At 68.6% G+C, this 24,538-nt stretch carries 24 protein-coding genes; 12 read left to right on the top strand and 12 right to left on the bottom strand.

What is annotated here, in order from left to right; translation table 11 throughout:
• Positions 1-73: 73 nt before the first annotated feature.
• From KM176_RS06970 to KM176_RS06960, 3 genes are all read right to left on the bottom strand, one after another.
• Positions 74-1,366: an NAD(P)/FAD-dependent oxidoreductase gene (locus KM176_RS06970; protein ID WP_160892779.1), complete on the bottom strand. Its 1,293-nt coding sequence runs from the start codon at positions 1,364-1,366 to the stop codon at positions 74-76.
• Between the two features lie 24 nt (positions 1,367-1,390).
• Positions 1,391-2,734 carry a glutamine synthetase family protein gene (locus KM176_RS06965; protein ID WP_160892777.1) on the bottom strand — a complete coding sequence of 448 codons (1,344 nt, stop codon included), beginning with the start codon at positions 2,732-2,734 and terminating at the stop codon, positions 1,391-1,393.
• Between the two features lie 108 nt (positions 2,735-2,842).
• On the bottom strand, positions 2,843-3,652 hold the full coding sequence (locus tag KM176_RS06960) for a helix-turn-helix transcriptional regulator (protein WP_160892775.1): 810 nt from the start codon (positions 3,650-3,652) through the stop codon (positions 2,843-2,845).
• 120 nt (positions 3,653-3,772) lie between these two features.
• Here KM176_RS06960 and KM176_RS06955 point away from each other — a divergent pair, with 120 nt between their 5' ends.
• Positions 3,773-5,434, top strand: coding sequence for an amidohydrolase (locus KM176_RS06955; RefSeq protein WP_160892773.1), 1,662 nt, complete (start codon positions 3,773-3,775; stop codon positions 5,432-5,434).
• Here KM176_RS06955 and KM176_RS06950 read toward each other — a convergent pair.
• Complete coding sequence (locus KM176_RS06950) at positions 5,418-6,347, bottom strand: LysR family transcriptional regulator (RefSeq protein WP_160892771.1); 930 nt, start codon at positions 6,345-6,347, stop codon at positions 5,418-5,420. The genes KM176_RS06955 and KM176_RS06950 overlap by 17 nt on opposite strands.
• Before the next feature lie 127 nt (positions 6,348-6,474).
• Between KM176_RS06950 and KM176_RS06945 the strand changes: the two genes are divergently transcribed.
• Positions 6,475-7,179 carry an SDR family NAD(P)-dependent oxidoreductase gene (locus KM176_RS06945; RefSeq protein WP_160892769.1) on the top strand — a complete coding sequence of 235 codons (705 nt, stop codon included), beginning with the start codon at positions 6,475-6,477 and terminating at the stop codon, positions 7,177-7,179.
• Here the strand turns inward: KM176_RS06945 and KM176_RS06940 are convergent.
• Genes KM176_RS06940 through KM176_RS06925 form a run of 4 tightly spaced genes read right to left on the bottom strand, consistent with a single transcriptional unit; the run spans position 7,143 to position 10,436 of the window.
• On the bottom strand, positions 7,143-7,979 hold the full coding sequence (locus tag KM176_RS06940) for a metal ABC transporter permease (protein WP_160892767.1): 837 nt from the start codon (positions 7,977-7,979) through the stop codon (positions 7,143-7,145). The two genes, KM176_RS06945 and KM176_RS06940, sit on opposite strands and share 37 nt — an antisense overlap.
• Positions 7,976-8,785, bottom strand: a complete 810-nt coding sequence (locus KM176_RS06935) for a metal ABC transporter permease (RefSeq protein WP_160892765.1) — start codon at positions 8,783-8,785, stop codon at positions 7,976-7,978. Before KM176_RS06935 ends, KM176_RS06940 begins: the two co-directional genes overlap by 4 nt.
• Entirely contained in the window at positions 8,782-9,552 is a 771-nt protein-coding gene (locus tag KM176_RS06930) for an ATP-binding cassette domain-containing protein (RefSeq protein ID WP_160892763.1), read from the bottom strand. Before KM176_RS06930 ends, KM176_RS06935 begins: the two co-directional genes overlap by 4 nt.
• On the bottom strand, positions 9,549-10,436 hold the full coding sequence (locus KM176_RS06925) for a metal ABC transporter substrate-binding protein (protein ID WP_160892761.1): 888 nt from the start codon (positions 10,434-10,436) through the stop codon (positions 9,549-9,551). The genes KM176_RS06930 and KM176_RS06925 overlap by 4 nt, the downstream gene beginning before the upstream one ends.
• 117 nt (positions 10,437-10,553) lie before the next feature.
• Here KM176_RS06925 and KM176_RS06920 point away from each other — a divergent pair, with 117 nt between their 5' ends.
• The 7 genes from KM176_RS06920 to nikR all read left to right on the top strand — a co-directional run bounded on the left by KM176_RS06920 (position 10,554) and on the right by nikR (position 16,536).
• Positions 10,554-10,982, top strand: coding sequence for a Fur family transcriptional regulator (locus KM176_RS06920; protein ID WP_160892759.1), 429 nt, complete (start codon positions 10,554-10,556; stop codon positions 10,980-10,982).
• A 133-nt stretch (positions 10,983-11,115) separates the two neighbouring features.
• On the top strand, positions 11,116-12,705 hold the full coding sequence (nikA, locus tag KM176_RS06915; RefSeq protein ID WP_160892757.1) for a nickel ABC transporter substrate-binding protein: 1,590 nt from the start codon (positions 11,116-11,118) through the stop codon (positions 12,703-12,705).
• A gap of 1 nt (position 12,706) precedes the next feature.
• Positions 12,707-13,651, top strand: coding sequence for a nickel ABC transporter permease subunit NikB (gene nikB / locus KM176_RS06910; RefSeq protein WP_160892755.1), 945 nt, complete (start codon positions 12,707-12,709; stop codon positions 13,649-13,651).
• A complete protein-coding gene (gene nikC / locus KM176_RS06905) occupies positions 13,648-14,496 on the top strand; it encodes a nickel ABC transporter permease subunit NikC (protein ID WP_160892753.1) in 849 nt (282 codons plus the stop codon). Before nikB ends, nikC begins: the two co-directional genes overlap by 4 nt.
• Positions 14,493-15,272, top strand: coding sequence for an ATP-binding cassette domain-containing protein (locus KM176_RS06900; protein ID WP_160892751.1), 780 nt, complete (start codon positions 14,493-14,495; stop codon positions 15,270-15,272). The genes nikC and KM176_RS06900 overlap by 4 nt, the downstream gene beginning before the upstream one ends.
• Positions 15,269-16,087, top strand: a complete 819-nt coding sequence (gene nikE / locus KM176_RS06895; RefSeq protein WP_160892749.1) for a nickel import ATP-binding protein NikE — start codon at positions 15,269-15,271, stop codon at positions 16,085-16,087. Before KM176_RS06900 ends, nikE begins: the two co-directional genes overlap by 4 nt.
• A gap of 32 nt (positions 16,088-16,119) precedes the next feature.
• Entirely contained in the window at positions 16,120-16,536 is a 417-nt protein-coding gene (gene nikR / locus KM176_RS06890) for a nickel-responsive transcriptional regulator NikR (protein ID WP_160892747.1), read from the top strand.
• Between the two features lie 66 nt (positions 16,537-16,602).
• Here the strand turns inward: nikR and KM176_RS06885 are convergent, their stop codons facing one another.
• The 4 genes from KM176_RS06885 to KM176_RS06870 form a co-directional block, all read right to left on the bottom strand.
• Positions 16,603-18,018 (bottom strand): cytochrome c, encoded by a 1,416-nt coding sequence (locus tag KM176_RS06885; protein ID WP_160892745.1) that lies wholly within the window; start codon positions 18,016-18,018, stop codon positions 16,603-16,605.
• Positions 18,019-18,020: 2 nt separating this feature from the next.
• Positions 18,021-19,610 (bottom strand): GMC family oxidoreductase, encoded by a 1,590-nt coding sequence (locus KM176_RS06880; RefSeq protein ID WP_160892743.1) that lies wholly within the window; start codon positions 19,608-19,610, stop codon positions 18,021-18,023.
• Positions 19,611-19,665: 55 nt separating this feature from the next.
• On the bottom strand, positions 19,666-20,259 hold the full coding sequence (locus KM176_RS06875) for a sugar dehydrogenase complex small subunit (RefSeq protein ID WP_160892741.1): 594 nt from the start codon (positions 20,257-20,259) through the stop codon (positions 19,666-19,668).
• 364 nt (positions 20,260-20,623) lie between these two features.
• Positions 20,624-20,971 carry an EthD domain-containing protein gene (locus KM176_RS06870; RefSeq protein WP_160892739.1) on the bottom strand — a complete coding sequence of 116 codons (348 nt, stop codon included), beginning with the start codon at positions 20,969-20,971 and terminating at the stop codon, positions 20,624-20,626.
• A gap of 199 nt (positions 20,972-21,170) precedes the next feature.
• Between KM176_RS06870 and KM176_RS06865 the strand changes: the two genes are divergently transcribed.
• The 3 genes from KM176_RS06865 to KM176_RS06855 are packed head-to-tail and all read left to right on the top strand — an operon-like array spanning position 21,171 to position 24,531.
• Positions 21,171-22,043 carry an arginase family protein gene (locus tag KM176_RS06865; RefSeq protein ID WP_160892737.1) on the top strand — a complete coding sequence of 291 codons (873 nt, stop codon included), beginning with the start codon at positions 21,171-21,173 and terminating at the stop codon, positions 22,041-22,043.
• The gene (locus KM176_RS06860; RefSeq protein ID WP_160892735.1) at positions 22,040-23,554 is read left to right on the top strand and encodes a sugar ABC transporter ATP-binding protein; all 1,515 of its coding nucleotides are present in this window, start codon (positions 22,040-22,042) and stop codon (positions 23,552-23,554) included. Before KM176_RS06865 ends, KM176_RS06860 begins: the two co-directional genes overlap by 4 nt.
• Positions 23,551-24,531: an ABC transporter permease gene (locus KM176_RS06855; RefSeq protein WP_160892733.1), complete on the top strand. Its 981-nt coding sequence runs from the start codon at positions 23,551-23,553 to the stop codon at positions 24,529-24,531. The genes KM176_RS06860 and KM176_RS06855 overlap by 4 nt, the downstream gene beginning before the upstream one ends.
• Positions 24,532-24,538: the final 7 nt, after the last annotated feature.

Below are 24,538 nucleotides of genomic sequence, written 5' to 3'. Positions count from 1 at the left end.
GAAGCCGGGGGCGGCGGGCAAACCCCGGTGCGCCAGCCGGCTACACGATGCCGTGATCCCCTGCCCCTGCGCCCTAGCGCCAGGCTTCGCGCTTCTGGAAATACCACATGCCGAGCGCCAGCATCAGGTTGCCCATCCGCCGCCCCACCGGCAGCCGCCACTGGTGCGCCTTCGAGAAGACCTCGAAATCGCGGCTGCGCCCGGTCAGCGCCTGGGCCATGATCTCTCCGACGATATGTGTCGTGGCGATGCCGTGGCCGGAATAGCCCTGGGCGTAGAAGATGCGGTTCGACAGGGTGCCAAGCTGGGGAATGCGGTTCAGGGTGATGCCGGCGGTGCCCTGCCAGGCCAGCGGAATGCCGATGCCGCGCAGCGCCGGGAAGGTGCGCTCGATCGCCGGGCGCAGCTGGCCGGCGACATCGCCCAGATCCCGCCCGGTGTAGTTGGTGCCGCCGCCGAACAGCAGCCGGCGGTCGGCGGTCAGGCGGTAGTAGTCCAGCACGAAGCGGGTGTCGTAGACGCCGATGTCCATCGGGATGACCTGGCGGGCCAGCGCCTCGGGCAGCGGATCGGTGGCGACCACACCCAGCGTCGCCGGGAACAGCAGCCCCGCAAGCCGCCGCCCTGCCAGCCGGTGATAGGCATTGCCCGCCAGCAGCACCCGCCCGGCACGGATGCGCCCCCGGTCGGTGATCACGACGGGGCTGTCGCCCTCCTCGATATCCAGCGCCCGGGTGCCCTCGTGCAGGCGCGCGCCGAGGGAACGCGCGGCCTCGGCCTCTCCGAGGCAGAGGTTCAGCGAATGGACATGCATGTTGCGCCGGTTCAGCAGCCCGCCGACGTAAAGATCGCAGCCCACGGCCTGCTGCACCTCTTCTCCGCGCAGCAGCGTCACCTGGTCCTCCATGCCGCGGGTGCAGGCCAGACGGTGCATCGCCTCCAGCTCCGGCAGATGCGAAGCCTTCCAGGCCGCGTGCAGATGGCCATCCTTCAGGTCGCAGTCGATGCCGTAGCGCGCCACCCGGGCACGGATAATGTCATGGCCGCGCCAGCGCAGATCCCAGACGAAGCGTTCCGCCGCCTCCGGGCCCAGCACCTTGGAGAATTCCCGCAGCATCGCCGCATCCCCCGAGAGCGACCCGGTGATCTGCCCGCCATTGCGCCCGGTGGCGCCCCAGCCGATCCGGTTGGCCTCCACCAGCACGACCGAGACGCCGCGTTCTGCCAGTTCCAGCGCGGTGGCAACGCCGGTGAAACCGCCGCCGATGATGGCCACATCGGCCTGGGTATCCCCGTCCAGGGGGGCAAAGGGCGCGGTCTCGTGGCGGCTGCCGGCATAGTAGCTTTGGGGATAGGATTCGGTCATGGCAGTCTCGGGCTCGTGCTCGGATCAGACCGAGGCGCGGTAGGTGGCGATCTCGAAGGCGGGGATATGGGCGTCGAAACCGGCAAGCTCCTGTCGCTTGCAGGCGGTGAAATAATGCACGAAATCGGGGTGCAGCAGCCGTGCGGCCAGGGCGGACCCGGCGAAACGCTCGATCGCGGCGCGCCAGTCGGGATCCAGCGCCGGGGCCTCGGCATCGTAGGAATTGCCGCTGACCGGCGCCGGAGCCTCCAGCGCGCGTTCGATCCCGTCCAGCGCCCCGGCGAGGATCGCCGCCAGCACCAGGTAGGGATTGGCATCGGCGCCCGCGACGCGGTGTTCGAAGCGGCGCGCCAGCGCGGGCCCGCCGGGCACCCGGATCGCCGAGGTGCGGTTTTCATAGCCCCAGGCGGCGGTGGTGGGCGCCAGCGTCCCCGGCGCCAGCCGCCGGAAGGAATTCTGGTGCGGCGCAAAGACAAGCCCCAGATCCCGCATGGAGCCGACCAGCCCGGCAATCGCCTGACGCAGCACCGGCGTGCCCTCGGGGCCGCCATCGTCGAAGATGTTGCGCCCCGCCGCATCCAGCACCGAGACATGCACATGCAGCCCGTTGCCCGAACGCTCGGCATAGGGTTTCGCCATGAAGCAGGCGGCATGGCCGTGCCGCGCCGCGACCGAGCGCAGGATCTGCTTCAGCAGCAGCGTGTCGTCGGCGATGCGCAGCGCGTCGTCGCGGTAGCGCAGGGTGATCTCGTACTGGCGCGGGCCGCCCTCGGCGATCAGGGACTCGGGCTCGATCCCGCAGCGCGCGGCCAGTTCCTGCACCTCGTCGAACAGGGCGGCGGCGCCGTCGATCTCCTGCACGGAGTAGATGTTGTCGAAACGCCCGGGCGGCAGGCCGGCGGCCAGATCCGCAGGGGCGATGCCGGGGCCTGCGGGATCGGTCAGGTGGAACTCCAGCTCGGTCGCGACGACCGGGGTCAACCCGCGCGCAGCGTACTGCGCCAGCACCCGCGCCAGCACCTGCCGCGCATCGGAATAGAACGGCTGGCCGTCCTCGGTCTGCATCCACATCGGCACCAGCCGTGCCCGGTCGCGATCCCCCAGCACCGGCAGCGCACCGCGCCCGATCGGCAGGCAGACCCCGTCGGTATCCCCCTGGCTCAGCGTCAGACCGCTGCCCACCGCATCGCTGCCCCAGATATCCACCCCGACCGAGGACATCGGCATCCGGATGCCCGCGGTCTCGATCTTGGCGGCCTGCGCGGCGGGAATCCTCTTGCCGCGGTAGATGCCGTTCAGGTCGCAGACCGCGGCCACCACATAGGCGTCGGCGGCCAGAGGATCCTTGCTCGTCTCAAATGCCACCATGCGGAGGCTCCCTGACTGATGCGCCGGCATAGGCCGGCGGGGGGACTGATGCGCCGGCACCTGCCGGCGTGGGGATGCCTCCGTTCTGCCCCGGAGGCCCGGGCGGGCCTAGCCCGGGGCGCCCAGCTCGGCCGCCTGCAGGCCGATGGCGCGGTTCACATGCACGAAGAGCTCGCTCTGCGAGGAAATGTTCATCTTCCGGTAAAGGTTGCGCCGGTGCACCTTGGCGGTATGGACCGAGATCCCCAGCTTCAGCGCCATGGCGCGGCTGGAATGGCCCTGAAGGATCAGCTCGGCCACCTGGGCCTCGCGCGCCGAAAGCTGCTCTCCGGTCTCAAGCGCCAGCGCCTCCAGCCGGGTGCGCAGCGGCGGCAGGGGAACACCGGGCGCAGGCACCGGCGCCAGCGCGGCAAGGCAGGGCATCAGCACCCGCGACAGCAGATCGAAGCGCGCCACCTCCGAGGCACGAAAGCGCCGCTGGCCGCGATCACGCCCGACCGCCAGATGCAGGCTGCGACTTGCCCCCAGGCGCGCCACCGCGCCCAGTTCGTCACTGAGCCGCGTGGCGCCGAAATAGGCATCGTAATACTCGCTGGCCTCGAAACGATCCGGCGCGATCTCGCGCAGCGGCCCGGCAAAGCGCGCCGCCCCGTCGAAGGCGATGCGATAGAACGGGTCCAGCAGATAGCCGATCACCGGGTAGTTCCGGTCGAAATTCTCCGACCTGAGGCGGTCGGTGCTCCAGCGGAACAGCACTTCGGGGGCACGGTCGCGGTGAAACAGCACGGCCAGCACGCTGCCCGCCTCGAAGAGGTCGCGGCAGTAGGGCACCACCTCGGCGGCGAAATCGGGCACCGAGGCCGCCGAGGCCACCCGGCCCAGGAAATCGTATTCGCGTTGCTGTCCGTCGTCTTTCATGGGGACCTCCGTCTAACACCCTGAAGCGGCTTTCTGCGTCGAACAATACCATCCTGGTGGTATTTTCGCATTCTGTCCTGCCGACTACCCCTTGGACAGACAGCGACAGAAAGAGCCCCGATGACCGCCGATACCGTGATCCTGAATGGTCGCCTGATGACCTTCGATGCCGCCCGCCCCCGCGCCGGGGCGCTGGCGATCCGGCGCGGCACGATCCTGGCATTGGGAGAAGAGGCCGACATCCGCCCCCTGATCGGCCCCGCAACCAAGGTGATCGACGCCGAGGGCGGCACCGTCACCCCGGGACTGATCGACAGCCACGTGCACCTGTTCATGGGCGCGGCGGAACTCTCCTACCTCAGCCTGGCCGGTATCTGCGGCGCCGCGGCGCTGGCGCAGGCCGTGCGCCCCTATGCGGCGGCCCATCCCGAAGACCGGGTGCTGATGGCGGTGCAGGCCGCCTATGCGCTGCTGGGGCCCGATCAGACCACCACCCGCCAGGCGCTGGATCAGGTGCTGCCGGACCGGGCGCTGGCGCTCTTTTCCGCCGATCACCACACCGTCTGGGCCAATACCCGCGCGCTGGAAATGGCGGGGCTGCTGCATGGTGCGCCCGTCGAACAGGGCGCCGAAGTCGTCATGGCCCCCGACGGCACCGCCACCGGAGAGCTGCGCGAACCCGGCGCCTATGCCCCGGTGCTGCGGCTTTGCCGGTTCGGCGGGCGCGACCTGCTGGGCATGACCACCGGCCAGGACCCAGAGCCCCCCGCCACAGAGGCCGAGCGCGCCATCGACCGCGCGGTGCTGCGTCAGGGTCTGGCCCATTGCGCCCGCCACGGGCTGAGCGGGCTGCACAACATGGATGGCAACCTTTACACGCTGGAACTTCTGGCAGATCTGGAAGCTGCCGGAGAGCTGCTCTGCCGCACCGAGGTGCCGCTGCATTTCCGCACCGGGCAAAGCCTGTCGCGGCTGGAAGAGGCACAGGAGATGCGCCGCCGCTTCGCCTCGGACCGGCTGTGGAGCCGGCGCATCAAGATGTTCATGGACGGGGTCATCGAAAGCTCCACCGCGCTGATGCTGGCGCCCTATCCGGGGCTTGAGACCTGCGGCGACGCGGTCTTCGACCCCGAGGAATTCACCCGCGTCTGCGTTGCCGGCGATGCCCTTGGCTTTCAGCTGTCGGTCCATGCGATCGGCGATCTGGCGGTGCGCCGGACGCTGGATGGTTTCGCAGCCGCCCGCGCCGCCAACGGCGCCCGCGACAGCCGCCACCGGATCGAGCATATCGAGACGATCCACCCCGACGACATCCCCCGGCTGGGCGATCTGGGCGTCGTCGCCTCGCTTCAGCCCGGCCATGCGCCGCGCGGGGGCATCGCGCCGCCGCAGGGGCTGGACCACCGGCTGCACCCGCATCAGCTGGCCACCGCCTTTGCCTGGCGGGACCTGCGCGCCGCCGCCCCGCGCACGCTGTTTGCAACCGACTGGCCGGTGATCGGTGTCGCGCCGCTGGAAACCCTGCGCGCCGCCGTGGCGCCGGTGGCGCTGTCGCCCGCCTGGCCCGAACAGCGCCAGAGCCTGCACGAGTCCCTCAAAAGCTACACCTGCGACAATGCCTGGGCCGAGTTCAACGAGGGGCGCAAGGGGCAGCTGATCGCCGGACAGATGGCCGACATCACGATCTTCTCGCAGGATCTGGAGGCGATGGACCCCGCGCGCCTGGCCGAGGCTTCGGCCCGCATGACCCTCTGCGGCGGAGAGATCACCCACGCGGCCTAGCGGTTTTCGCTGCCATCTCATGACAGATCCGGACCACGGCACCGCGCAGCCAGCGGTGTCCGGGATCCTCCTGCAGGCGGGGATGCCACATCAGCCAGACCGAAAGCGGGGGCGTTTCGACCGGCAGCGCCAACGCCTCAAGCGCCGCGCCCTGCCCGGCCATCATCGAGGCCGGCACCAGCGCCACCAGATCCGAGGCGGCGGCGATGCGCAGCGCCTCGGGAAAGCCCAGCACCACGACGGCGATCCGCCGCGCCAGTCCCAGCTGCTCCAGCGCGGTATCGACGGGGCCGCGCCCACCACCACGCCGCGCCGCCACCACGTGATCGCAGGCGGCGAAGGCCGCGGCATCGCCGGGGTGGGCGCGCAGCGGATGGCCGGCCCGGATTGCGGCCAGGAAATGATCGCGAAACAGCAGCTTGCGACGCAGCTCCGGGGCCTCGGAGGCAGGATCTGCCGGGGTGCCGACCTCAAGATCGCACGCCCCGTCCCGAAGCGGATCGGCGCTTTTCAGGGGCTTGGCCTGAAAGCGCAGCTGAAGGCCCGGCGCCTCGGCCCGCAGCGCGGTGACCAGCGCGGGCGCGAAACGGTCAAGGAACCCGGCATTGGCGCGCAGGCTGAAGGCGCGCTCCAGCCGGGCCGGGTCCAGCACCGCAACCTGCGGCGAAAGCACCTGGCGCGCGCCATGGGTCAGCACCTGCACCTGCGCGCGCAGTTCCAGTGCCCGGGGGGTCGCCACCATGCCGCGCCCGGCGCGCACCAGCAGCGGATCCCCCGTGGCCTGACGCAGCCGCGCCAGCGTGCGGCTCATCGCCGAGGCGCTGAGGCCGAGGCGGCGCGCCGCCCCGGTCACGCTGCCCTCGCGCAAAAGCGCATCAAGGGCGGGAAGAAGGTTCAGATCCGGATCGCTCATGACCCAGCCTAGCGCGGGATCGGGCCGGGGCATAGCGTCTGATGCAAGGATACCGTGCAACCTGTGCGTCTGGCGCATTTATCATCCCTGCCCCAGATCAGGGCCATTCCATGCAGGAGACGCCAGAATGACCCTTCCCCCGAACACCCCCCGGAAACTGCTGCTGATCGGCGCCTCGCGCGGTCTGGGCCATGCGCTCTCGGTCGAATTTGCCGAGCGCGGCTGGCATGTCACCGGCACGCTGCGCGCGCCATCGGGCACGCCGCTGCATGATCTGGCCGCCGCCCGGCCCGACCGGATCCGCACCGAACGGCTTGAGATCACCGAGGCCGCCTCGATCACGGCGCTGCGGGCGCGGCTGGAGGGGCAGGTTTACGACATGCTGTTCGTCAATGCGGGCACCACCAATGCCGATCCCACGGCGCCGCTGGAACAGGTCCCGCCAGAGGATTTCGCGGCGCTGATGCTGACCAACGTGCTGGGCCCGCTGCGGGTGATCGCCGCGCTGGAGGATCTGGTGCGCCCCGGCGGGCTGATCGGGGTGATGTCCTCGGGTCAGGGCAGCCTGGCCAACAACCGCACCGGCGGCCGCGAGGCCTATCGCGCCAGCAAGGCGGCGCTGAACCAGGCGCTGCGCAGCCTTTCGGCCCGCCGTCCCGGGCGGCCGCTGCTGCTGATGGCGCCGGGCTGGATCCGCACCGCCCTTGGCGGTCCCGAGGCCCCCTTCGGGCTGGAAGAGACGATCCCCGACATCGCCGACACCCTGCTGTCGCGGCTGGACCGGCCCGGGCTGGCCTATCTGGAGCGCAGCGGCGCAACGCTGCCCTGGTAGCGCCGCCAGCCGAGCGCCAGCAGCACCAGCGCCGTCTGCACCAGCACGATGGTCGGCGCGGGGGCGCTGTCCAGCCAGAAGGCGGCATAGGTGCCCGCGACCCCGGCCAGCATCGCCACCAGGACCGCCACTGCCAGCATGGCGCCAAAGCGGCGCGTCAGCAGGAAGGCGGTGGCGCCGGGTGCGATCAGGCTGGCCACCGACAGGATGATCCCGACCGACGACAGCATCGCCACGATGCAGGCCGACAGCGCCGCCAGCAGCCCGTAATGCAGCAGCGCCACCGGCAGGCCGATCATCTTCGCCTGCACCGGATCGAAGGCCTGCGCCAGCAGCGGTCGCCACAGCAGCCCCAGCCCCAGCACCACGCCCCCGGCGATCAGCCCGGAGGTCCACAGATCCGCCGCCCCGACCCCCAGCATGTTGCCAAACAGGATGTGATCCAGATGCACGTCGCTCTCGATGGCGGTGTAAAGCACGACCCCCAGCCCGAACATCCCCGAGAAGACCACCCCGGTCACCGTGTCCTGGCGCAGCCCGGCGCGGTCGCGGATCCAGCCCGTGGCCAGCGCGCAGAACAGCCCCGCCGCGAAGGCCCCCAGCAAAAGCGGCAGCCCCGCCACATAGGCCAGCACGACGCCGGGCAGCACCGCATGGGCGGTGGCATCGCCCATCAGCGCCCAGCCCTTCAGCACCAGGAAGCAACTGAGCATCGCCGCCGCCGGCGCGATCAGCAGCACCACAAGGAAGGCGTTCTGAAGGAAGGGAAACTGGAACGGCAGCAGCAGTGTCTCGCTCATCGCACGGGCCTCCTGTTCAGGAAGAAGGTCAGCAGGAAGACCAGCGTTTGCAGGCAGACGATGACGCCCCCCGTGGCCCCGTCGAGGAAATAGCTGAGGTAGGCGCCCAACCCCGCGCTGCCCGCTCCGATGCCCACCGACAGCATCAGCACCCGCGAGAACCGCGTGCTCAGCATCAGGGCGGTAGCGCCGGGGGTGACCACCAGTGCGATCACCAGGAAGGCGCCGACCGTCTGCATCGCCGCCACCGTGCAGGCCGAGAGCAGCGTGAAGAACAGCACCTGAAGCCCGCGCACGTTCAGCCCGATGGAACGCGCGTGCCCCTCGTCGAAGAAGACGGCCATCAGGTCGCGCCATTTCACCAGCAGCACCAGCAGCGACAGCCCCCCGATCAGCGCCAGTTGCAGCGTGTCGGCGGGGGTGATCGCCAGGATATTGCCCATGATGATGCTCTGAACCGAGATCGCCATGGGATTGAGCGAGACCAGGAACAGCCCCAGCCCGAAGAAGGCGGTGAAGATCAGGCCGATCACCACGTCCTCCTTCAGGCCGCTCAGCCGTTTCAGGCCCAGCATGGCCAGCGCCGCCAGCCCGCCCGACAGGAAGGCGCCAAGCGCGAAGGGCAGGCCCAGCATGTAGGCGCCCGCCACCCCCGGCACCACCGCATGCGACAGCGCATCTCCGATCAGCGACCAGCCCTTCAGCACCAGGAAGGCCGACAGGAAGGCGCAGACCGCCCCCACCAGCGTTGAGACCCAGATCGCGTTGGTCATGTAGCCGTAGGAAAAGGGTTCCAGCAGGATCATGCCGCCCCTCCGGCGACCAGCCCCCAGGCGGTGCCGGGGCCGCCGAAGGTCGCGTGCAGGATCTCGGGGGTGAAGACCTGCTCCGTGGGCCCCTCGGCCAGCACGGTGCCGCGCACCATCACCACCCGGTCGCAGAAGGCGGGCACGGTGCCAAGGTTGTGGGTCGCGACCAGCATCACCCGCCCCTCCTCGCGCAGCGCGCGCAGCAGCGCGGTGATCTGCGCCTCGGTGCCGGTGTCGACGCCGGTGAAGGGTTCGTCCAGCAGGATCACCCGGGCATCCTGGGCCAGGGCGCGGGCCAGGAAGACCCGCTTGCGCTGCCCGCCCGACAGGGCACCGATCTGGCGGTGGCGGAAGTCGGTCATCTCGACCCGGGCCAGGGCGGCATCGACCGCCGCGCGATCGGCGGCGCGGGGCCGACGCAGCAGCCCCATGTGGCCGTAGCGGCCCATCATCACCACGTCCTCGACCAGCACCGGAAAGCTCCAGTCGACCTCCTCGGACTGGGGCACATAGGCGACGGCCTGGGCCTTGCGGGCGCGCGCCACGCTCTCTCCCAGGATCTGAACACGGCCCGCGCTCAGCGGAACGAACCCCATCAGCGCCTTGAACAGCGTCGACTTGCCCGCCCCGTTCACCCCCAGAAGCCCGGTGATGCTGCCCTGCGGCAGGCGGAAGCTGGCGTCGCGCAGCGCCGTGTGGCCGTTTGGATAGGTGACCGAGAGGCCCTCGGCCTGCAGACCGGCCACATCGGGCGCGGCGCTCATGACGACAGCCCCGTCACGATGGTTTCCGCCGTCACCCGCAGCAGGTCGAGGTAGCTTGGCACCGGCCCCTCCGGCCCGCTGAGGCTGTCGACATAGAGGACCCCGCCATAGCGCGCGCCGGTTTCGCGGGCGACCTGTTTCGCCGGCTTGTCGGAGACCGTACTTTCCGAGAAGACCACCGGGATCGCCTCGGCCCGGACCCGGTCGATCACCGCGCGGACCTGTTGCGGCGTGCCCTGGGCATCGGCGTTGATCGGCCAGAGGTACAGCTCCTTCAGGGCGAAATCCCGCGCCAGATAGGAAAACGCCCCTTCCGAGGTGACCAGCCAGCGCTTTTCTTCCGGCAGCGCCCGGGCGGCGGCGCGCAGCGGGCCGATGACAGCGGCCATCCTGGCCTTGTAGGCCCGGGCATTGGCCGCATAGGTCGCGGCCTGACCGGGATCTGCCACGGACAGGGCATCGCGGATATTGTCGATGTAGAGTTCAGCCGAGGAAAGTGCCATCCAGGCATGGGGATTGGGCTTGCCCTGGTATTCCCCACCCGAGATGGAAATCGGATCGACTCCTTTTGAAACAGTGGCTTCCGGTACGTTCTTAAGGTTCGACATGAACTGTTCGAACCAGCGTTCCAGCCCCAGCCCGTTCCACAGGATCAGGTCCGCCCCCTGGGCGCGCACCAGATCCCGTGGGGTCGGCTGGTAGCCGTGGATCTCGGCCCCGGGCCGGGTGATGGAGACCACCTCGGCGGCCTCGCCCGCGACCTGACGGGCCATGTCGGCGATCACCGTGAAGGTGGTCACCACCTTCAGCCGGGGCGCCGCGCCGAGCCGACCCGCCAAGGCCATACCCGCCAACCCCGCCACCACAGAGCGTCTTGTGATCATCTCACTCTCCCTTCGCCTGTAGCTTCTGCATCTCGGAACCAGTTGCATCTGTCAAGCCAGATGCGATCCATTCGCAACTGGCTTGACAGATGGGAATGCCCGGCCCAGAAACCGGGCATGAGCATCGACGATCCCCGCACCCGCAAACTGACCGAGGCGCTGCGCCGCGCCGGGGTCCGCATCACCCGCCAGCGCGCCGCCCTGCTGCGTGTCCTGGCCGAGGCAGAGGACCACCCCGAGGCGGCCGAGCTGCAACGCCGCGCCGAGGCGCTGGTGCCGGGGCTGTCGCTTTCGACGGTCTATCGCACCCTGACCGCGCTGGAGGCCCAGGGCGTCATCCAGCGCCACCAGTTCGAGGGCACGCCGGCGCGTTTCGAACATGCCGAGGCCGCCCATCACGACCACCTGATCGACATCGACACCGGCTTGGTCATGGAATTCCGCGACGACCGGATCGAACGCCTCCAGGCCGAGATCGCCGAGGCCCTCGGCTACGAGATCGTGCATCACCGGCTGGAGCTGTACGTGCGCCGCAAAACCGGCTGAGACGCCCGCGCAGCCCCCCGCGACAGATCCGCCCCGCCGCGACGGGAGGGGCAAAGCCGCTTGCGCCCCCGGGGGCGAAGCGCTACGCAGACCCAGTATGACGTTTTTCTAATTTTATCATACAGGATCTCCGATGTATTCCCGCCGTTCCGTCCTGGGCCTGCCGCTGGCCGGCGTACTGCTGTCCCTGCCTCTTCCGGTCCGCGCGCGCAGCCCATCGCCGGGCGTGCTGCGCTTTGCCTGGGCGCAGAACGTCGGGCCGCTGAACCCGCATCTTTACGCGCCCAACCAGATGTTCGCGCAAGGAATGGTCTATGACGCGTTGGTGCGCTACCAGCCCGACGGCACCGTCGCCCCGGCGCTGGCCAGCGCCTGGGAGGTTTCGCAGGACGGGCGCGACTATACCTTCACCCTGCGCGAGGACGTGCGTTTTTCGAACGGTGAAGCCTTCGATGCCGCCGCCGCCAAGGCGAATGTCGACGCGGTGCTGGCGAACCGCGCCCGCCATGCCTGGCTGGAGCTGGCGAACCAGATCACCAAGGCCGAGGTGCTGGCCCCCTTCACCCTGCGTCTGCGCCTGAAGGACCCGTATTATCCCGCCTTGCAGGAGCTGGCACTGCCGCGCCCCTTCCGCTTCGTCGCCCCCTCGCAGTTCCGCGACGGCGGCACGAAGGACGGCATCACCGCCCCGATCGGCACCGGCCCCTGGGTGCTGGCCGAAACTTCGCTGGGCGAGCATGACATCTTCACCCGCAACCCGCATTACTGGGGCCCGGCCCCGGCTTACGACGGCATCACCGTCAAGGTCATGCCCGATCCCAACACCCGCGCCATCGCGCTGCGCACCGATCAGGTGGACATGGTCTACGGGCTGGACGGGCCGCTTTCGCCCGATACCTTCGCGGAACTGGCGCGCTCGGGGCAGTTCACCACCGGGCTTTCTGCGCCGATGGAGACCAGCGACCTGGCGCTGAACACCAACCGGGGCGCGACGCGGGACCTCTCGGTGCGCCGGGCGATCAACCATGCCGTCGACAAGGACATGATGATCGAGACGGTGCTGCACGGCACCGAGCAGCGCGCCGACACGCTGTTCGCGCCGAACGTCCCCTATGCCGATATCGGGCTGAAGCCCTACGGCCATGATCCCGACCGCGCCCGCGCCCTGCTGCAGGACGACGGCTGGGAGGAAACCGCCCCCGGGGCGCCGCGCCGCAAGGCCGGGCAGGATCTGCTGCTGGAGCTGTGCTTTGTGGGCACCGATGCCGTCGCCAAGGCCAAGGCCGAGATCCTTCAGGCCCAGCTGGCGCAGGTCGGCATTGGCGTGCGCCTGACCGGCGAGGAGGAAAGCAGCATCTACGCCCGCCAGCGCGACGGTCGTTTCGACATGATCTTCAACCGCACCTGGGGCGCGCCCTATGATCCCCATGCCTTCCTCAGCTCCATGCGGCTGCCCTCCCATGCGGATTACCAGGCGCAGCTGGGCCTGCCCGACAAGGCCGAGATCGACGCGAAGATCGAAACCGTGCTGACCTCGACCGACCCGGAGCAGCGCCAGGCGCTGTACCGTGACCTGCTGACCCGCTTCCACGAGGCCGCCGTCTACCTGCCGCTGACCTATGCCACCGCCATGGCCGTCGCCCGCCCCGAGGTCGGCCCGCTGGTCTTCGGCGCCATGTCGAGCGAGATCCCCTTCGAGCGCCTGACCCCGGAGGCCGGCTGAGATGCGCGCCTACATCCTGCGCCGCCTGATCCTTCTGGTGCCGATGCTGCTGGGCGCCTCGCTGGTCATCTTCCTGATGCTGCGGCTGGGTCCGAGCGATCCGGCAATGGACTACCTGCGGCTGTCGAAAGTGCCGCCGACACCGCAGGCGCTGGCAGAGGCCCGCACCATGCTGGGCCTCGACCAGCCGATCCTGACCCAGTACCTGCACTGGCTGGGGCGCGGGCTGCAGGGCGATTTCGGCATCTCCTACGCGCTGCAGCGCCCGGTGCTGCCCGACCTGCTGCATTTCCTGCCCGCGACGCTTGAACTGGCGGCGCTGGCGCTGGCCTTCACGCTGGCGGTGTCCGTGCCGATGGGGATCTGGGCCGCGCGCCACCGCGACCGCTGGCCCGACCAGATCGCGCGGCTGGTGGCCTTCCTGGGTGTTTCGGTGCCGAACTTCTGGCTGGGCTTCCTGCTGGTGGTGGTCTTTTCCGTCCACCTGGGCTGGCTGCCGCCGATGGGCCGCGCGGGACCGGCCAGCCTGATCCTGCCGGTGATCTCGGTCGCGTTCATGTCGCTGGCGATCAACGCCCGGCTGCTGCGCGCCTCGATGCTGGAAGTCGCCGGCCAGCGCCATGTCCGCTACGCCCTGCTGCGCGGCCTGCCGCCCCGCCGGGTCGAGCGCCGCCATGTGCTGCGCAACGCCTGGCTGCCGGTGATCACCGCCACGGGGATGCATATCGGCGAAATGCTGGGCGGCGTTCTGGTGATCGAGAGCATCTTCGGCTGGCCCGGCGTCGGGCGCTACGCGGTCTCGGCGATCCTGAACCGCGACTATCCGGTGATCCAGGCCTTCACGCTGATGATGGTGGTGATCTTCGTGCTCTGCAACCTGATCGTCGACATCCTCTATGCGCTGGCCGATCCGCGCATCCGCCAAACCCCGGAGGAACCGGCATGAGCCTTTCGCCATCCCTTGCCCCCGTCGCGCGCCGCCCGCTGCTGGCGCTGTCGGGGCTGATGATCGCGGTCCTGGTGCTGGCGGCGCTGGCCGGCCCGGCGCTGGTGCCCTGGGATCCGAATGCCATCGACCTGCCGCACCGGCTTCAGGCGCCCGATGCGGCGCACTGGCTGGGCACCGACCATCTGGGCCGGGATATCCTGTCGCGCCTCGTCGTCGGGACCCGGGTGTCGCTGGGCTGCGTCGCGGTGACCATGGCGCTGATCCTGGGACTTGGCCTGGGGATCGGCGGGCTTGCGGGCTATGCGGGCGGGCGCACAGATCAGGTGATCATGCGGGTGGCCGATGTCTTCATGACCTTCCCGACGCTGATCCTGGCGCTGTTCATGATCGGCATGCTGGGCACCGGGCTGGTCAATGTGATCATCGCCATCGCCCTGTCGCACTGGGCCTGGTACGCGCGCATCACCCGGGGCATCGTGCTGTCGATGCGCCATCGCGATTTCCTGCTGGCCGCGCAACTGGCCGGCGCCAGCCGCCTGCGCATCTTCCTGGAACATCTTCTGCCGGCGACGTTTTCGCAGCTGGTGGTGCTGGCGACGCTCGATATCGGGCACATGATGCTGCATGTCTCGGGCCTGTCCTTCCTGGGCTTGGGCGTGCAGGCGCCGACCCCGGAATGGGGTGTCATGATCGCGGACGCGCGCAGCTTCGTGTGGACCGCCCCGATGCTGATCTTCTGGCCCGGGCTGACGCTGTTCCTGTCGGTCATGGCCTTCAACGTGCTGGGCGATGCGCTGCGCGACCGCCTCGATCCCCATCTTGTCGAAGGACATGGCCATTGACCGCCCCCGGACTTGCGCTGCAAGCGCTCAGCGTCACAACAACCGGCCCGGCCCCGCGCAGGGTCCTCGACGATCTCTCGCTGACCCTCGTGCCGGGGCGGGTGCTGGCGCTGGTGGGGGCAAGCGGGTCGGGCAAATCGACCGCGGTTTCCGCCGCGCTCGGGGTGCTCTCGCCCGGCCTGCGCCTGAGCGGCGGAGAGATCCGGCTGGATGGCCGCCCCGCCGCCCCGAAGGCCCTGCGCGGGCGCATCGTCGCCTCGGTCCTGCAGAACCCGCGCAGCGCCTTCAACCCGCTGCGCTCCATGCGGGACCATGTGCAGGAAACGCTGCGCGCGCTCGGGCGGGACTGGGACGCCCGCCGCGTCCACGACACCCTGAGCGGCGTCGGCATCGAGACGCCCGAACAGATCCTGCCGCTTTACCCCTTCGAGATGAGCGGCGGCATGTTGCAACGGGTGATGATCGCCCTCGCACTGCTGAGCGAGGCGCCCTACCTTTTCGCCGATGAACCCACCACCGACCTCGATCTGGTGGTGCAGGCACGCATCCTTGACCTGCTGGCCGACGCGCAGGCCCGGCACGGGCTGGGGATGCTGCTGATCACCCATGACATGGGCGTCGTCGCCCGGCTGGCGGATGAGGTCGCGGTGCTGGATCGGGGCCGGATCGTCGAACAGGCGCCGGTGGGCGATCTGTTCCACGCCCCCCGCCACCCGGTCAGCCGGATGCTGATCGACGCGCATCTTTCGCTCTATGATCCGGAGCCCGCCCGATGAGCCTGCTTGCCGCCCGCGCCCTGTCGAAGACCTACCACAGCCGCGCCCTGCTGGGCCCGGCGCGCGCCCGCAGCGCGCTTTCAGATGCCAGCCTGTCGATCGCCGAGGGCGAGACGCTGGCGTTGCTGGGCCGTTCGGGCTGCGGCAAAAGCACCCTCGCCCGGCTGCTGAGCGGGCTTGAGGCGCCAAGCACCGGAGAGGTGTTGTTCGAGGGCACCGCCCTGCCGGATCTGGATCGCACCGCACGCGCCCGGATGCGGGCCGCCGTGCAGATGGTGTTCCAGGATTCCCCTTCCGCCACCAATCCGCGCTTCACCGTGGGCCGGATCATCGCCGAGCCGCTGCGCCACCTGACGCCGCTGGATCGCACCGGGCGCCGCGCCCGGGTGGCCGAGCTGCTGGAGCAGGTCGAGCTGCCCCCCGAAATGGCCGCGATGCGTCCTTCCCAGCTGAGCGGCGGCCAGTTGCAGCGGGTCTGCATTGCCCGTGCCCTGGCGCCCCGACCCCGGCTGGTGATCCTGGACGAGGCGGTCTCGAACCTCGACATCCATCTTCAGGCCAGCGCGCTGGCGCTGCTGAGACGGCTGCGGCGCGAGACCGGCATGGCCTTCCTCTTTGTCACCCACGACCTGCGGCTGGTGCGCCGTTTTGCCGACCGGGTGCTGGTAATGGACGAGGGCCGCATTGTCGAGGAAGCCGCATCGGGGCGGCTGGAAACGCTGATGCATCCGGCCTCGGTACGGCTGCGCACCGCCATTCTGCCGCCCTTCCCGCCCCCGCGAGAGGTTGAAGACCGGGCGCGAAACGTGGGATGACGGGGGGCAACAGACCGACGGGAGGTGCCGGAATGCAGCGGGTGACAGTGACGCTTGACGATGAGCTGATGGCAGAGCTGGATGCGCTGATGCGCGAGCGCGGCTATGCCAACCGCTCCGAGGCGATCCGCGACATGACCCGCGCCGGGCTGGCCCGCGCCCGGGTCGAGGCCGCCCCCGAAACCCCCTGCATCGCGGCGCTGATCTATACCTACGATCACCATTCGCGCGAGGTCTCGCAGCGGCTGACCTCGGCGCATCACGACCATCACGACCTGGCGGTCTCCTCTCTGCATGTCCATCTGGATCACCACACCTGCCTCGAGGTGTCGATCCTGAAGGGACAGGTCGGCGAGGTGCGCCATTTCACCGATCATCTGGTGGCGCAGCGCAACGTGCAGAACGGCGAGGTGGTGATCATCCCCTCTGCCCCCCGCGACGGCGCCTGACGCCCCAAGGGAAAACGGCCCGGAGGATGCTCCGGGCCGTTTCGTTTCAAGCGGTGGCAGCGCCGGTCAGGCGCGGCGGCGGGTCAGACCGACGATCAGCGCGATGATCAGCAGCACCACGACAACGGCCACGACGATGGCGACCCAGGTCAGCCAGCCGGCGTTGGTGGCAAGCCAGGGGGCCGGACCACCGGCGCGGATCTGCGCCACCTTCGCCCCGTCGACCTTCACGTCCGAGCCACCAAAGGTGGAAGAGACATAGGTCGTCAGCGCCGCGATCTGGTCATTGTCCAGATCGTTGCGGAAGGCAGGCATGGCGGTATAGCCGGTGCCATCGTGGCGGCTGATGCCGTCGGTGATGGTCATCACCAGGTTCGACGGATCCTTCGAGGTCACCGAAGACGCCGTGGTCAGATCCGGGAAGTGCCCGTCCTTGGCCCCCTTGCCGTCAACACCGTGGCAGGCCGCGCAGCCACCGTTGTAGAGCGTCGCCGCATCGGTGGTGTCATGCTTGGCGAGCGAATCCGGCTGGCCGGTCCAGCTGGTGGTCTCGTAGCTGGTCAGGGCCACCTTGGTCAGCGCGTCGGCGGCGGCGCGGGTCGGCGCATCCTCGGGCGTCGAGATCGCGGGCACCACCTTCAGATAGGCGGCCATCGCCTTTAGGTCGGCCTCGCTCAGGTGACGCATCGAATGGTCGATCGCCTCGGCCATGGGCCCGGCGGCCGAGGCCTTGCCGGTGGCATGGCCGTCGCGCAGGTAGGAGACGATGTCATCCTCGGACCAGGTGCCGATGCCGGTGGCCTTGTCGGGGGTGATGTTGGGCGCCCGCCAGCTGCCCAGCGACGCCCCGCCCAGGAAGCTGGCGTTCTGGGTGTTCATCAGGAAGCCGCGCGGCGTGTGGCAGGTGCTGCAGTGTTCCAGCGCCTGCACCAGATAGGCGCCGCGCTCCTGCTCATCGGTCAGGCCCTTGGGCGGGGTCCAGCCGGTGCCCGGGGTGAACATCATGTTCCAGCCGATCATCATCGCGCGGATGTTGAACGGGAAGCCCAGCTGGGTCTTCTTCGCCGGCGCCTCATCCACCGGGGCCACGGATTTCATCAGGTAGGCGTAGATCGCCGCGATGTCGTCATCCGTGAGCTTGGCATAGGAGGGATAGGGCATCGCCGGATACAGGTGCACGCCGCCCGGCGCCACGCCCTGACGGACCGCCTTGGCGAATTGCGCCTCGCTCCAGTTGCCGATGCCGTAATCCTTGGAGGGGGTGATGTTGGTGGCGATGATCTCTCCCATCGGAGAGGAGATCGCATAGCCCCCGGCGAAGGCCTTGCCGCCCGTCGGGGCGGTGTGGCAGGCGGCGCAGTCGGCCGCCGTGGTCAGGTATTCGCCGCGCTTGACCAGATCGCTGTCATCGGCAAGCGCCGACGTGGCCGCCAGACCAGCCAGCGCCAGGGCCGCAAGGCCCGATTTCGCGGAAAATGCCATGATCACACCTCCTTCGCGATGGTGTCGGCGGCGCGGATCGCCAGGGCGACGGCGGTCAGCGTCGGGTTCACCACAGACGAGGACGGCAGGTTGCCGGTGCCCACGATGAAGAGGTTTTCGTGCTCCCAGCTGCGGCAATCCTTGTCGACCACCGAATCCTCGGCACTGGCGCCCATGATCGTGGTGCCCATGATGTGGTCGTGGTTCGCAAGGTCGCGCGACATGTTCAGCGTCTCGCCGTTCATCGCCTGCACGAACTTCTGGTAGTCGCCGATGCAGGGATCGATGGCGCCACGGGCATAGTCGTCCACGTTGTAGGTCAGGCGGATGTTGGGATTGCCAAGGGCATCGGTCTTGTCGCCCGGCTGCACCCGGTTGGCGGGATCGGGCAGCGTCTCGAACATGGTGTAAAGGCTCATGTAGCGGGCGCTGTCGTGACGGATCCGGTCATCCAGCTGCGAGCCCAGAACGCCCTTCTTCAGCAGGCGCTTGGTGATGTTCTCGTTCGGGACGAAGTTGTTCACCGCGTGCTTCATGCCGGAGTGGCGCGAGCGGCTCTCGCCATCGCGGTAGGTGAAGATGGCGCCCTGCTGGATCGGGCCACGGCCCGGCCAGACGGCGTCCTCGGAGAAGAAATCGACGCCGAGGCCGAGGTGCGGCATCAGGTTGCGCCCGACCATGTCGTTCTTGTTGCCGACATCGGACATGATCAGCAGCTTGGGGCTTTCGTAGCCATGGGCCGCCAGCACGAAGGTCTTGGCCGACAGCGTCGCCTCGGAGCCGTCGGAGGACTTGTAGTGCACGGCTTCGATCTTGCCGTCCGCGCCCTTGATGATCTTGTCGACGGTGGCGTCGGTGATCAGCTTGCAGCCTGCCTCGACCGCGAGGTCGGCGTGGAACACGCCCGAGTAGTTGGCGCCGATCGGGCAGACCGGGGCGCAGTTGTTGTTGCCGACACAGCCCGGACGGCCACGGTAGCTGCCGCTCATCATCGCCGAGGGTTCGGCCACGACATCATAGCCCATGGGGGCGATGGCGTTCTTGAAGGTGTCCAGCATGTAGCTGTTCTTCTGCGCCGGCATCGGAAAGTCCTTGGACCGGGGCGGCCAGGTCTGGCCCGGGCGCGCGCCCGACTGGTCCTCGTTCATGTTGCCGGCGACGCCGATTTCCCATTCCGCCTTGACGTACCAGGGTTCCAGATCGTCATAGGAGATCGGCCAGTCGCGGCCGACGCCATAGGTGGACTTCATCTTGAAGTCGTCGGGAATGAAGCGCCAGGTCGCGCCGCCCCAGTGCCAGGTGGAACCGCCCACCAGCTTGAGGAAGTTCGCGACCATCGGGAAGCCGCCGACATTCTCGACATATTCGTGGGAGGAGGAGGTATGCGCCCAGGGCTGGTCCGGATAGGGACCGTTGTAGTCCTGGCGGCGCGGAGAGTTGCGGAAGCTTTCGATCAGTTTCCAGCGAGGGATGCGGACACCGGCCTCGAGGATAATGACGGACTTGCCTTGCTTGGCCAGCTCGTAGGCAGCGTTGCTGCCGACGGTGCCGGAGCCGATGACGATGACATCGGCATCATATTGGTTTGCCATGTGATGGGTAATCCGGTTCGGGAATTGGGCTTGGGCGAAACGGGCGCGGGGCGCCTCAGTCCTTGGCGATGCTTGCCGGGGGCTTGGCCCAGTAGTTCTGGTTGTGCTGCGAATAGGTGGGGATCGGCGTCGCGTCGCTGGTGGGGCCCCACATCAGCGCGTCGCGGTAGGTGACGAATTTCGCGTCATCCTTTTCCTGCGACGGATCCGGCGTGCCGGTATAGCCCAGGTACCACACGGCGGTGATCGTGGTCATGGTATCGCGCAGATCCTGCGCCGGAGCGGTGGCCAGGAAGGCGTCGATGCTGTCTGCGCCGCTGTCCTTGATGGCGGTCTGCAGCGCCGAGAGCTTGTCGGCAAAGCCGCCGTCCAGCGCGACAAGCTGGGTGAAGGCGCGCTGCACAAGCGCCGGGTTCAGCGTGGCCTGTCCGGTAACGAAGGCGCTGATCGTTCCGAACCCCTCTGCATCTGCCCCGGCGGTGGCCGCGAGGCCGGGGGTGGCACCCAGGCTGACCGCCAGGCCCGTCATGGCCGAGGTCAGCAGGAAATCGCGGCGCCGGAAACCGCCGCGGGCCGCCGCGGGGCGGTCCGGGACGCCGGCTGGGATGTGCGCGCCTGTGCCGGAGGGCCGGTTGGGTATGTCGGACATCATGGTACTCCCTATTTGATATGCGGAACGCGCACGGGGACCAAGATGAGAAATCAAATTCCGCGTTGCCCCAGTGGAAGCGTGGCGCCCTGCTGCAATATGACGCAGGCGGGCCTGCGACAATCCGCTCAAATTCGAAGAAACCTTTCACGAAAATCGAATTGCAATAACACTCCCGTGATATTCATTTCTTAAAGTTGAGGGAATTTTATTCCAATTCATCGGGGATTGAGCGAGAAATGCCACTCTAATTGAATATCAAATACGGAATGTGAAATGCAGAAAGGGGCGCGCCGGTGCACGCCCCTGCGGCGCCTCGAAGGCGCCCCGCTTCCGGATCACGGGCCCGGATGCCCCCGTCGGTTCAGCCGAACATGAACACCGTGCGCCGCGCCGTGGGCAGCGTCACCATGGTGTCGAAATCGATGAAGGCGGCGCTGTCCTCGATCACCTCGGGCAGTGCCCAGCATTCCTCGGCCTGGGCCTCGGTCTCGAAGCTGTAGACGGAAACCGCATCATACGCCGGGCCTTCGGAGGCCAGGTAGCGGCCTTCGGTCTGGGCGGCGTCGAAGGGGAAATGCTCATAGGCGATCAGGCCGCGATCCTTGATCAGCTCGACCATGCGGGGACCGTGGCGGTCGCGATAGTAGTCCAGGAAAGCCTCCAGCGTCATGCCGGGCTTGCGTTTCATGATAAATGCGACCGTGTACATCAGGGTCTCCTTGCTGGTGTTGTTTTCGCCAGACTAGGGCAGAACCCGGGCGCGCACTCGGACTGCACGGCCAGCTTTTCGACCCTGCGGGCCGCCCGGATGGCGGTCCAGTCCGACTTTCTGGCCGCGCAGGCAGAGACCCCCCGGCCCCGAAGACGCATCCTGTCTCCATCGCAAGTACAGACGATTGGAGACCCCCATGCCCATTCTGCCGCAAGACACCCTGCGCCTCGTCATGCCGCAGTGGCAGGGCGGAGACGAGCCCGCCTACCGCACCGGCGCGCTGATCCTCGATGCCATGCTGCCCCAGACCGCAGGTCCGCGCGAAGTGATCGAAGTGCCGCTGGACGGCGAGCGTGCGCCCGTCGACGGCATCAAGTCCCGCGCCGCGCTGCTGACCCAGCTGCAGGCGGCCGAAGCCGCGATCCGCAGCCATGATCCGGCAGCGATCCTGACCGTCGGCGGCGATTGCCTGGTGGATCTTGCGCCCATCGCCTACCTGAACGAACGCTACGACGATCTGGCGGTGATCTGGGTCGATGCCCATCCCGACATCATGAACAAGTCGCAGTTCAGCCACGCCCATGCCCATGTGCTGGCCATGCTGATGGGCGACGGCGATGCCGATTTCACCGCCGCCGTGAAAAAGCCGGTCGATCCCGCGCGGGTTCTCTATGTCGGCGTCAATGACCTGATGGCACAGGAATCGGCCTATCTGAAGGACCGCGACATGACCGTCATCGGCCCCGAAGCGCTGGCCGGCGGCCCCGCCCCGGTGCTGGAGTGGCTGAAGGCCAGCGGCGCGCGCCATGTCGCGGTGCATTTCGACGTCGACGTGCTGGACCCGGCGCTGCGCGACGATCTGCTGTTCAACCGCCCCGACGTGCCCGCCGATGCCTTCGAGGGTGTCGCCACCGGCAAGCTTGAGCTGTCGCAGGTCATCGAGATCCTGGGCGCCGTCGCCGGCGAAACCGATGTCGTGGGCCTGGCGATCGCCGAATACCTGCCGTGGAAGCTGATCTCGCTGTCGCGCAGCCTCTCGGCCCTGCCGCTGGTGGGCACAGCGCAATGACCACACGCGCGCCCCTCCTCAGCGCACGCGGCCTGAAGAAGAGCTATGGCGGCGTGCAGGCCCTGCGCGGCATGGACATCGACCTGGCCGAAGGAGAGATCCACGGTCTGTGCGGAGAGAACGGCGCCGGCAAGAGCACGCTGGTCAAGATCCTCGGCGGCTTCGTCACCCCCGATGACGGAGAGCTGGGCATCGCCGGGCAGATCGTGCCGCTGGGCAGGCCCGTCGATCCGGCGCTGCTGTCCATCGTGCACCAGGAGCTGTCGATCATTCCGCATCTCTCGGTGATCGACAATGTGATGATGGGCGCGCGCGACGTGCGCGCCCTCTACCGGCGCGGCCCGTTCCGCGCCCATGTGCGCCAGACCCTGGACGCGGTGGGGCTGCAGCATGTGCCCCTGGACCTGCTGGCCGAAAAGCTGACCCTGGCCGAACGCCAGCTGGTCGAGATCGCCCGCGGCATCGCCCGGGGCGCCCGGGTGCTGCTGCTGGACGAACCCACCGCCACCCTCTCGGACGGAGAGATCGAGAAGGTCTTCGCGGTGCTGCGCCGCCTCAAAAGCGAGAATGCGACCACCATCGTCATCATCTCGCACCGCCTGAACGAGATCTTCGCCCTGACCGACCGGGTGACGGTGCTGCGCAGCGGCCGCCACATCCTGACCGCCGACACCGCCGATCTGACCAGCGACGCGCTGGTGCGCGCGATGATCGGCCACGAGGTCAAGACCGGAGAGATCGCCCCCAGTCACGCCCGCGTGGGCGTCGCGCCCCGGCTGGCTCTGAAGGACTGGTCGCTGCCCGGCCGCTTCGCCGCCCCCGACCTGAGCGTCCAGCCCGGAGAGATCGTGGCGCTGGTCGGTCAGCTGGGTTCGGGCGCGGACATGCTGCTGGAAAGCCTTGCGGGGCTGAAGCCCGGCACCCGTGGCACCCTGTCGCTGGACGGCACCGAGGCCACCCCCCGCAGCATACCCGAGGCCTATGCCGCCGGGATCGCCTATGTCTCGGAGGATCGCGCCGCGCGCGGCGTCTTCCTGGATGCGCCGATCGGCACCAACCTGGTCAGCCAGGTGCTGGGCCGGGTGTCGCGGGCCGGACGGGTGCTGCCCTCTGCCGTGACCGCGCTTGCGACCGAGCTGGCGCAAAGCTTTGCCATCGACCCCGCCCGCCTGCCGCACGAGGTCTCGACCCTGTCGGGGGGCAACCAGCAGAAGGTGTCGCTGGGCAAGGCGGTGGCGCTTGGGCCGCGGCTTCTGCTGCTCAACGAACCCACGCGCGGCGTCGACATCGGCGCGCGCAGCGAAATCTACGCCCGCCTCCGGGCCCTAGCAGAGCGTGACGCGATGACCCTGCTCTTCTATTCGACCGACCTGGAGGAGGTTCTGGAAGCCTCCGACCGGGTGATCACCTTCTACCGGGGCGCCATGGTGCGCGACGCGGCCCGCGCCGAGGTCGATGCCGACAGCATCCTGCACGACATCCTGCACGGACCGGACGAGGTGGCGGCATGAGCACGCAATCCCGTTCCGCCCCCCTGCCCGGTCCGCTCTCGGGCCTGTTCGCACCGGCCCGGGTGCAGGCCACGGTGATCCAGATCGCCACGGTCGCGATGTTCCTGCTGGCCTGCCTGACGGTGGACAATTACGCCACCGCCTCCAACATCGCCTCGATCCTCTATGCCGCCTCGACGGTGGGGATCGCCGCCGTGGGGCTGGCCTCGGTCACCATCAGCGGCAACCTCTTCGCACTGTCGCTGGGCAGCACCGCCGCCTTCGCCTCGATCATCTACATCCAGCTTTCGGGTCTGGGCGTGATCGGGGCGCTACTGGGCAGCCTGGCCCTGGGCGTGGTCTTCGGGCTGATCCAGGGCATCGTGGTCGGCCTGCTGCGCTGCAACGCGATCATCACCACCATCGCCGCCTCTTCCCTGATCGCCGGTCTGGCGACGGCGTTTTCCGGCGGCCGCACCGTGCTGGCCACCGGCGGACCTAGCTGGCTTGGCAATGGCGCGATCCTGCCGGGCATTCCCTGGCAGGCGGTGATCTTCCTCGTGGTCGTCGTGGTGGCAGAACTGCTTCTGCAACGGTCGCGCACCGGCTGGGAGCTGCGCCTGCGCGGCACCAACCCCGCCGCCGCCGAGCTGGCCGGCCTGCGCACCCGCCGCGTCGTCGTGCTGTCCTACGTGCTGGCCGGTGCCGGTGCCGCCATGGCCGGCGCGCTGATCGCCGCGCAGTCGGGCACCGGCAACATGCGCGTCGGCGCCGATCTGGATTTCAGCGCCATCGCCGCAATGCTGGTGGGTGGGGTCGCCATCTCGGGCGGACGGGGGCGCATCATCGACGTCGCCGCCGGCACGCTGTTCCTGGCCGTGCTGACCAACATCCTGCTCGTCAACAACTTCGCCTACGAGGTGCAGCTCATGATCAAGGGGCTGGCGGTTCTCGTGGCGGTCACCGCCGGCGCGCTGCTGTCGCGCAAGAAGCGCTGAGAAAGGA

The organism is Pseudooceanicola endophyticus, from assembly GCF_018760365.1.
GTDB lineage: Bacteria > Pseudomonadota > Alphaproteobacteria > Rhodobacterales > Rhodobacteraceae > Pseudooceanicola > Pseudooceanicola endophyticus.
The sequence above is the reverse complement of the archived record's forward strand: the minus strand, read 5'-3'. Positions and strand labels throughout refer to the sequence as shown.

Coding starts and splice junctions, on each gene's coding strand:
- KM176_RS06960 (WP_160892775.1), bottom strand. CDS start 3,652: ATGAAAGACGACGGACAGCAACGCGAATACGATTTCCTGGGCCGGGTG.
- KM176_RS06875 (WP_160892741.1), bottom strand. CDS start 20,259: ATGTCCGACATACCCAACCGGCCCTCCGGCACAGGCGCGCACATCCCA.
- nikR (WP_160892747.1), top strand. CDS start 16,120: ATGCAGCGGGTGACAGTGACGCTTGACGATGAGCTGATGGCAGAGCTG.
- KM176_RS06860 (WP_160892735.1), top strand. CDS start 22,040: ATGACCACACGCGCGCCCCTCCTCAGCGCACGCGGCCTGAAGAAGAGC.
- KM176_RS06920 (WP_160892759.1), top strand. CDS start 10,554: ATGAGCATCGACGATCCCCGCACCCGCAAACTGACCGAGGCGCTGCGC.
- KM176_RS06930 (WP_160892763.1), bottom strand. CDS start 9,552: ATGAGCGCCGCGCCCGATGTGGCCGGTCTGCAGGCCGAGGGCCTCTCG.
- KM176_RS06955 (WP_160892773.1), top strand. CDS start 3,773: ATGACCGCCGATACCGTGATCCTGAATGGTCGCCTGATGACCTTCGAT.
- KM176_RS06945 (WP_160892769.1), top strand. CDS start 6,475: ATGACCCTTCCCCCGAACACCCCCCGGAAACTGCTGCTGATCGGCGCC.
- KM176_RS06865 (WP_160892737.1), top strand. CDS start 21,171: ATGCCCATTCTGCCGCAAGACACCCTGCGCCTCGTCATGCCGCAGTGG.
- KM176_RS06870 (WP_160892739.1), bottom strand. CDS start 20,971: ATGTACACGGTCGCATTTATCATGAAACGCAAGCCCGGCATGACGCTG.
- nikE (WP_160892749.1), top strand. CDS start 15,269: ATGAGCCTGCTTGCCGCCCGCGCCCTGTCGAAGACCTACCACAGCCGC.
- KM176_RS06965 (WP_160892777.1), bottom strand. CDS start 2,734: ATGGTGGCATTTGAGACGAGCAAGGATCCTCTGGCCGCCGACGCCTAT.
- KM176_RS06885 (WP_160892745.1), bottom strand. CDS start 18,018: ATGGCATTTTCCGCGAAATCGGGCCTTGCGGCCCTGGCGCTGGCTGGT.
- KM176_RS06855 (WP_160892733.1), top strand. CDS start 23,551: ATGAGCACGCAATCCCGTTCCGCCCCCCTGCCCGGTCCGCTCTCGGGC.
- KM176_RS06940 (WP_160892767.1), bottom strand. CDS start 7,979: ATGAGCGAGACACTGCTGCTGCCGTTCCAGTTTCCCTTCCTTCAGAAC.
- KM176_RS06925 (WP_160892761.1), bottom strand. CDS start 10,436: ATGATCACAAGACGCTCTGTGGTGGCGGGGTTGGCGGGTATGGCCTTG.
- nikA (WP_160892757.1), top strand. CDS start 11,116: ATGTATTCCCGCCGTTCCGTCCTGGGCCTGCCGCTGGCCGGCGTACTG.
- nikB (WP_160892755.1), top strand. CDS start 12,707: ATGCGCGCCTACATCCTGCGCCGCCTGATCCTTCTGGTGCCGATGCTG.
- KM176_RS06880 (WP_160892743.1), bottom strand. CDS start 19,610: ATGGCAAACCAATATGATGCCGATGTCATCGTCATCGGCTCCGGCACC.
- nikC (WP_160892753.1), top strand. CDS start 13,648: ATGAGCCTTTCGCCATCCCTTGCCCCCGTCGCGCGCCGCCCGCTGCTG.
- KM176_RS06970 (WP_160892779.1), bottom strand. CDS start 1,366: ATGACCGAATCCTATCCCCAAAGCTACTATGCCGGCAGCCGCCACGAG.
- KM176_RS06950 (WP_160892771.1), bottom strand. CDS start 6,347: ATGAGCGATCCGGATCTGAACCTTCTTCCCGCCCTTGATGCGCTTTTG.
- KM176_RS06935 (WP_160892765.1), bottom strand. CDS start 8,785: ATGATCCTGCTGGAACCCTTTTCCTACGGCTACATGACCAACGCGATC.